Source organism: Gardnerella sp. 26-12, from assembly GCF_001660745.1.
Classification (GTDB): domain Bacteria; phylum Actinomycetota; class Actinomycetes; order Actinomycetales; family Bifidobacteriaceae; genus Bifidobacterium; species Bifidobacterium swidsinskii.
The window spans coordinates 7183-15150 of record NZ_LWSR01000027.1 but is presented as its reverse complement, the minus strand read 5'-3'; the positions used below and the strand labels follow the sequence as shown (position 1 = coordinate 15150).

Sequence of the window (7968 nt, the reverse complement as noted above, 5' to 3'; positions counted from 1 at the left end):
AAATTAAGTAGAAATTTTATATAGGTGAAGTCGCAACTGTTTCGCAAATTTGTTGATGCGCTTCTGATTGCGGCATACCTTTATACCTATACCTCAACGAAAGTGCGTTTATTATGCAAATATGGAGAAAAAAGTCTGTTGAACAGACTATCGCTGAGACTATGGATGGTGAACGCCATCTTAAACGTACATTAAATGCTTGGGATTTGGCAGTTATGGGTGTTGCTGTCGCTGTTGGTGCCGGTATTTTCTCTGTTGGTGCTCAGGCTGCAGCATTTCATGCTGGTCCTGCTGTAATTATTAGCTTTATTATTGCAGGCATTGTATGCGGTTCTGCTGCAATGTGTTACGCAGAATTTGCTTCTATGATTCCAGTTGCTGGATCTGCTTATACGTTTACATATACTACAGTTGGTGAGCTTATTGCTTGGATTATTGGCTGGGATATGATCCTAGAAATGCTGATGGCTGGCTCAGTAATTTCAAAGTATTGGGGCGTTTATCTTAACGATTTAATGAAGCTTTTCGGTTTGAATATGACCACAAGTTTTAACTTAGGTGGTTTCACTATTGATGTTGCTCCGATTATAATCGTTGCATTCTTTACAACTATGCTTGTCCTTGGAACTAAGCTTTCTGCACGCTTCGACGGCGCTTTAACAATCTTGAAGATTGGTATCGTTCTATTCGTGGTTGTTGTGGGCTTCTTCTACATTAAAGCTTCCAACTTTACGCCATTTGTGCCACCTGCAACCGACGCTGCAAGTGTAAAGGGAATAGAAGTCTCTGGGGTTATGGCACAGCCTTTGTGGCAGTGGGTAACAGGCATGCAGCCAGCTGTTTATGGCGTTCCAGGTATTCTTTCCGGCGCGGCTCTCGTGTTCTTCGCATTCATCGGTTTTGATGTTGTTGCAACAACAGCAGAAGAAACTAAGGATCCGCACAAGAACATTCCACGAGGTATTGGTCTTGGATTGTTTATTGTTACTGTTCTTTACATCCTCGTCGCAGTTGTAACAACTGGTATGGTTTCCTACAAGGATTTGGCAAAGCAAGCCGCTCCTTCGCTTTCTACAAGTTTCGAACTTGTGGGTGCTACTTGGGCTGCAAAGATTATTTCCCTCGGTATTGTTATTGGTTTAACAACCGTTGTGATGGTGCTTTTGCTCGGTCTTACGCGCATTATCTTCGCTGTGAGCCGCGATGGCTTGCTTCCACGTAGCTTCTCTAAGGTAAGCAAGCGTGGTATTCCTGCAAGACTTCAGATTGTTGCTGGTATTGTTGTGGCAGTCGTTGCTTCCACTCTCGATATTGGCATTCTTTCCGATATGGTGAACATTGGTACGCTTTCTGCATTCCTGCTTGTTTCTGCTGGTGTGCCGATTATGCGTATGCGCAGACCAGATTTGCACCGTTCATTTAGCGTTCCTGGCAATCCATGGCTTCCGCTGTTTGCAGCGCTTTCTACATTCTGGCTCATGCTTAACTTGTCTGTATTGACTTGGATTCGTTTTGCAGTGTGGCTGGCAATAGGCTTTGCGGTATACTTCGGCTACTCTTACCGCAATTCTTTGCTTGGCAGGCAGTTGCGTAAAGCTAAGCAGCTCGGTGTTCCGGTTGAAACTTTGTTTGCTCAAGATGCTGCTGCTGCAGAGAAGGTAGCTGAAGGAGAAACAGAGGAGCAGGCTCGTGCAGAAGCTCAAGCTGAGGCGACTGCTGCGGCCTCGCAAGATAGTCAAAATTAATAAATTATTTATTTAGCAAGAAGTCGGCATACGGTTATATCGCATGCCGACTTTTTGTGTCATAGACTTTTCAAAAATGTTCTATAATAGAAAAGTTGCATAAAAGCAGAAAGGAGGGCGTTATGCCATATGTAATCGCAGAGCCTTGCGTTGATGTAAAAGATAAAGCGTGTGTAGATGAATGCCCTGTAGACTGCATTTATGAAGGCGATCGAACGCTTTATATTAACCCAAACGAGTGTGTGGATTGTGGAGCTTGTGAACCGGCTTGCCCAGTAGAAGCTATTTTTTATGAAGATGATTTGCCAGAAGACTGGGAGTGGTATCGCGATGCTGCGGTTGATTATTTCGACAAGCTCGGAGATTTGGGAGGAGCTACAGATGCTGGAGCTTCCGGATGGGATGAAGCTCGCGTTGCAGCCTTGCCTCCGCGTTCAGATAAAGCAAGTAATTAATTATTTGCAAAGTATTATTTAATGTGGCGCGAGTTTACAATCCAATGTGGGCAGCGTTGTTGCCGTATTTTTTGCGAACGGCATCTAAAGCGTGTTCTGCGTGACGCAATCTAGTATTTTTATTCATTGTGGACATGATGTTTTGTGTAGGATTTTTAGATTCGCGAGTATTTTCCTCCAGAATATCGTTTAGAGAAGGCTGAAGTGAAACTTTGTTTGCTGGCACAAGATTATTCGCTGTAACACCAGCTAAACGAACTGGGCTTAAAAGCTTTGTGTTATTGCCTCCAAGAATGTAATTATGCACAGTTGGATTAGCTTTAGAAAGCAAAACAACGACATGCTCGTAAAACTCGTGTGTTGAATCAGTTGCGTTTTGCAAAGTAGAAGATCTAGTAACATAATGCAAGTCGCCAAAGCGTAGTTTTAACGTTATAGTGCGTGCCATAAGTTTTCTGTTTCGCAACTGTTGAGTTACTTCGCTGCAGCATTGCTGTAGTAATTGTTTAACAGCATTCTCGTTCGTGGTATCTGTATCAAGAGTTCGCTCAGTTCCAATGGATTTTTCAGGGGCATGTGCAGTCACAGTGCGCTCGTCTATGCCCCTAACTGATTGATATATCATTCTTGCTAAGATTTGCGAACCCGTTATGCGAGTAAGCGTTGCTTCGTCAACATTTTTAAGCGACGCAACAGTAGATAAGCCCCAATCCTCAAGCTTATGTATTAAAGATGAGCCAATTCCTGGTATTGCGCGCAATGGCATTATTGACACAAAATCTTCATTACATTTTTGCGGAATAAGAAGCATTCCGTTAGGTTTTGCGTTAGTTGAAGCCATCTTTGCAATAAGTTTATTGCTGGCAATGCCAACCGAGCATGTAATATGATACTTTTCAAATACTTCTTTTCGTACCCAAGTTCCAATATTTACAGGCGATTTCCACTGTAATAAAGCCGATTTAACATTCATATAGCATTCGTCAACAGAAACTTTTTCAACTTGATTAGTAATATGCAAAAAAATATTTTCAAAAATACTTTTGGAAACGCTTGAATAGTAAGGAATGTCAACTGGCAAGAAAACTCCTTGTGGACAAAGATTTCTAGCTTTAACAACGGGCATAGCGGAATTAACGCCGTAAGCGCGCGCTTCGTAGCTTGCTGCAGAAACAACAGCGCGATTGCCTGTGCCGATAATAAGCGGCTTTCCTTTAAGCTCCGGGTGTCTTGCAACTTCTAAAGAAGCATAAAATGCATCCATGTCGACATGAAGTATGTTACAACCTGAGGTGTCGTGCCCCCAATCACGTTTCGCTGCTTGTACTCTCGGTGCTGTACTCATAAGTTTATAATAGAACAAACGTTCGATTTTATGGAAAAAATTTGTGGATTAAACTAATGTTTTTGTAAAAAAGCGTATGTCGGATCAATATTCATGTAGGGTTGTTGCTATGAAGCAATTTGTCGTCAATCTTTTACATCGCATGCCTGTGCTGCTTATTATCGTCATTGAGGCTTCAATGGTGTATACAGCAACTTCTGTTGCAAAAGTAGCTTTTAGCCAATTGGATCCTCTGTATGCAGTGTGGTATCGCGTAGGATTTATGACATTGTTGCTTTTGGCTTGGAGAAGACCATTTTCTCGCAGCAAACGTAGTTTTTTGCCAAAAACGCTACGAGAATGGGGAATTGTTGCAGCCGTTGGCGTGTCGTTAGTTGCTATGAACACTATGTTCTATGTTGCTATTAGTTGCATGGCTGTTGGTGTTGCAGTGACTATAGAATTCATAGGTCCTTTGCTTGTGGCTGTTATTGCAGGTCATGAATGGCGAGAGCGTGTGGGAATTGTGATTGCTGTTTGTGGCATTATGCTGTTGGCTAGCGCTTCTATACATAGTTCAGTAAGCCCGCATTTTCTAATTGGGTTATTCGCCATTCTTGTTGGCGGTTCAATGTGGGGCCTATATATTGTTTCAGGTCGCATGTTGGCAAAAAGTTCACACGCTATTGATCGTGTAAGTGTTGCAGCTCTTATTGGTTGGCTGCTGCAGTCTGTTGTTCTTGCTGTTCCTGCAGTGCAGCATGTTATTTCGCCTAAACCAGAAGCTACTTGGGCTGCTCGCCCTGGTGGTTCTTTTGCTTTACTTGCGTTAATGTTGGTTATTGCAATATGTGCTTCTTTCTTCCCAACTTTGCTTGATCAGGTTTTATTGAAACGTGTTACTTCTGCAAAATACTCTGTTATACAAGCATTGTATCCTGCAATCGCAGTTATTATTGGAATGGGATTTGGTGAAATTCCAACATTGACTGATATTGCAGGAATAATTCTTGTTATGTTTGCTGTAGTTGTAACGTTTTCTGGAGATCACAATCCTGTGTAGCACTGGATATTGTTATATTAAATGTTATCTTAAAGTGTGTCGTCAAGCTTGTTTACAGTCCTTAAGAGGTGCTATAGTGTCAATCTGTTGCTGTTATGTACAGTAAACAAGTGGAGTCATGCCTGAGTGGCCGATAGGGGCACCCTGCTAAGGTGTTAGTCGTGTAAGCGGCTCGAGAGTTCGAATCTCTCTGACTCCGCGGATTACTCCGGATTGCTTTTTGCAGTCCGGAGTTTTTGTTTTTTAAAAATCTCCACATGAAAAAATTGGGTAAGCGGCGGGTAAGCGGCGGGTAAACGGCAAAAATTTAGGCAAGAGATTTAAGCAAAATTGTGGATTTGTGCATAACTTTTATCCAAATACTACCTTTTAACCACAATACTAAAAAAATATTTACGCAAATCTTTTCTAAAGTCATAGTTGATGTCATGAGCGCTTACTCTAGTGTTCAATGCAAATAGAAAATTATTCTCATAATTCGCTATTGCATTAAGGGTTGGGTTAAAGGAGATTTTTATGGAAACATATTTGGGGAAGCATACTAATTTTAGTTGTGCGAATAAATTGCGAAACCTCATGAAACAAAAAAATATTCGCAAAATGTTGGCATTGTTTACTTCCGCAGTACTAGTTCCTTCGGTGCTTTGTTCGCAAATTGCTATGGGATCTGTCGATAAATTAACGGGTTATTATTACAAAAAGTCGAATACTGTTGAATGGCTAAGCGAAAAGATTGCAAGGCTAAGGCTCGGTCCTGTTACGGATAAGTGGGAGGGTAGAAAGAATTCTATTTTTTGCATGGAATCTTCCGTGTTTATAGATTACAAAGGCAATATTAAGCAGATGAATGGTGAAGATTATCGTATTGCTGCAAATATTATTAAAACGCACAACAACAATGACGATGATTTAACTCAGGCTGCTTTGGCGTTTATGATTCATAATCATTTTGATATTAATCAAGATAGATGGAAGGAGGCTGTTGAAAACGGATTTGTAGACGTTGAAACAGAAACTTTAAGGAATAAGGCAGATAAGTTGTGGCAGCAGGGTGTTAAAGAAACTCCGGTTAAGGCTGTGCTAAAAAATGATTACACTAAGGGCAAGCGCATTGGCGTAATGCATATTAGTCTGCAAAATTCTAATGGAGATTCTTTAGGAGGAGTACCTATTAAAGTAAAATCCTCAAATAATCTTATTAAATTTGCTAACGGATCTGAGTCTTTTGAAGGAAAATCTAAAAAAGAAGGTTTAGATATTACTTGGAACGCACTTGATGCTGGAAACGCTCGAATTGAAGTTTCTTTTAACGCTCCAAAAGCTGAACGTTTATTCTCTCCAGATGGTCAAGATGTGATTAGATCTTTTGAAAATACATGGTATCCGCAAGATTTTTCTTTTGGTGTAGAAAAAACTTTCCAGCCGTTACTTAAGTCGAAAATATCAAAGCATGAGCTGCGTGCAGGAGAGCAGGTAGATAGTACTGTAACTAGCAGTGTTGCAGGAAATGATTCTTGGCCAGAAAATGTTCGTCTTCGCGCGCAAGGCTACTATTTTGTAGGTTCAGCTGAAGATATTTTGCATATTCAACAGCGAAATAGTGGTGAATCTGCTAAAGAGTACTTGAATCGCATGCGTTCTATGCCTAATTTGCGCCAAGATGCTGCGGCTAAAGCTAATTTCTCTAATTCTGGCGAAACTATAACTGCAGTAGCAAAACGCGCTAATGGCGATATTACAGCATCTGATCTTGATAAAGCAGAAGCTTATAAAGTAAATGATTTAGAAGCAGGTTTGTTTGGCACATGGGTTTGGATTATTTCTCGCGATTCTCAGAATAAATCTGACCGAGAGTTTCTGAAAGATGATGTTGTGCAGCTATTTGGTTCTACAGACACTACGGCTGTTCATCAAGCAACCGTGAGCTCAGATATTGTTGCTAAGCAGCAAACTGTTGGGCTTAATACGGAAATTGTTAATGAGATTACTGTAAGAGGTCTTCCTGAAACTTACGGATCTTTTAAGGGAAATAACAGTTACGGCTTTAATGAAGATAAAAAAGCGCATATTCGCGTTTGGTGGGCTGGTGCAGGTAGCGAAAATCCTACTAAAAAAGACAACGAAAATTATATGCCGGGATCTAAAGGCGAGCCGTCTTATCAAGAGCCAAAAGAAGATAGTCATCATCGTTTGGTTGCAAAGTGGGATGTTCCTGCAGTTAATGGCGTGTACAAGATTGGCAACGGAAATATTACGCTTAGACCTATTGCTGGAACTGATAGGTCTACTACTGAGCCGAAAGTTTTGGAAAATAACGTGCATATTCGCGCTAATAAAAATAGTGAGTCAGGATGGTATGTGTTTGTTTATGATTTTCCTGGTTCTTCACGCGCTTTAGCTCATAAATCCGCGTATGACGGATTGTGGAGTCGTGCCTTAGTTGAACCGGATGTTTTAACTACCCCTGTATCTGTTACAACTAGAGTAAGCGATGAAAAAGTTAAGGCTGGTGAAAAGTTCCACGATAATGCTCGTATTACTGGCACGTTGCCAAAAGGAAGTTACGTAGTGTTTAGTGCATACGAGTATGAAGATGGTAAGGGGAATAAGAGTGATTCTAGTGGAGCTAAATGTAGCGATGCTAAGAATGGTGATGCTAAGAATGGTGACGCTAAGAAGGGCAGTGATTCTGAAACTAAGGAGATTAAGGAAGCTAAGGAAGCTAAGGAAACTAAAGAGACTAAGGAAACTGTAATATCTGCTGGAATTGAGAAAAAAATGCCTCAATCTCGCGTAAATATTACAAATAAACAAGCTGAAGAAAGTAAAAAGTCTTCTATTTCTGTAAGTTCTGCAGATATTACATTAGATCATGAAGGAACTGTTTATTGGAAAGCTGAAGTTTACGATGCTCAGGGTAATCCTTTAGCAACTCACGCATTGGGTGTAGAAGGAGAGACTGTGCAAGTTTCCGGCGGCGAGGATCGTTCTAAGAATGATGAAAATGATGAAAATGAGGAGAATAATAAAGAAAACAAAGAAAATGTAGAAGAAAATCATAGTAAAACTGGCAGTGATGAAACGGCTAGGAGTGATGATTCAACTGATTCGAAAAATGATGTGAATGATAATGCTTCCAATCAACACGACAGCACAAATAGCAACGAAAATGCTAATAAGAATTATGTTAATCAAAGTAATACAATTCCAACATCGCTTGCTGTTACTGGTGCTTCTTCAGTAACTGTGATACTTCTGGCTGTTATTACGTTAACCTTTGCTTCAGGTTTATCGTTAGGTCGTTTTTCATCTATAGTTCCTAAGCATGGGAGAATGTCTGGTGGAGCGCGACATGGCGGGATTCCTCCCATGAGGCGTCGG

General features: G+C 40.8%; 5 protein-coding genes and 1 tRNA gene. 5 read left to right on the top strand and 1 reads right to left on the bottom strand.

Features of this window, described 5'->3' with window-relative positions; genetic code table 11:
* Nucleotides 1-113: 113 nt before the first annotated feature.
* Together A5295_RS02590 and fdxA are read left to right on the top strand one after the other, a co-directional pair.
* Complete coding sequence (locus A5295_RS02590; RefSeq protein ID WP_064621619.1) at nucleotides 114-1745, top strand: APC family permease; 1632 nt, start codon at nucleotides 114-116, stop codon at nucleotides 1743-1745.
* 122 nt (nucleotides 1746-1867) lie between these two features.
* A complete protein-coding gene (gene fdxA, locus A5295_RS02585) occupies nucleotides 1868-2200 on the top strand; it encodes a ferredoxin (RefSeq protein WP_004109733.1) in 333 nt (110 codons plus the stop codon).
* A 34-nt stretch (nucleotides 2201-2234) separates the two neighbouring features.
* Here the strand turns inward: fdxA and dinB are convergent, their stop codons facing one another.
* On the bottom strand, nucleotides 2235-3545 hold the full coding sequence (dinB, locus tag A5295_RS02580) for a DNA polymerase IV (protein ID WP_064621618.1): 1311 nt from the start codon (nucleotides 3543-3545) through the stop codon (nucleotides 2235-2237).
* Nucleotides 3546-3654: 109 nt separating this feature from the next.
* On the opposite strand from dinB, the gene A5295_RS02575 reads away from it, so the two are divergent.
* From A5295_RS02575 to A5295_RS02565, 3 genes are all read left to right on the top strand, one after another.
* A complete protein-coding gene (locus A5295_RS02575) occupies nucleotides 3655-4587 on the top strand; it encodes a DMT family transporter (protein WP_064621617.1) in 933 nt (310 codons plus the stop codon).
* A gap of 112 nt (nucleotides 4588-4699) precedes the next feature.
* Nucleotides 4700-4786, top strand: a tRNA-Ser gene (locus tag A5295_RS02570).
* A 317-nt stretch (nucleotides 4787-5103) separates the two neighbouring features.
* The coding region (locus A5295_RS02565) for a hypothetical protein (protein ID WP_064621616.1) at nucleotides 5104-7968 on the top strand (2865 nt) is incomplete at its 3' end.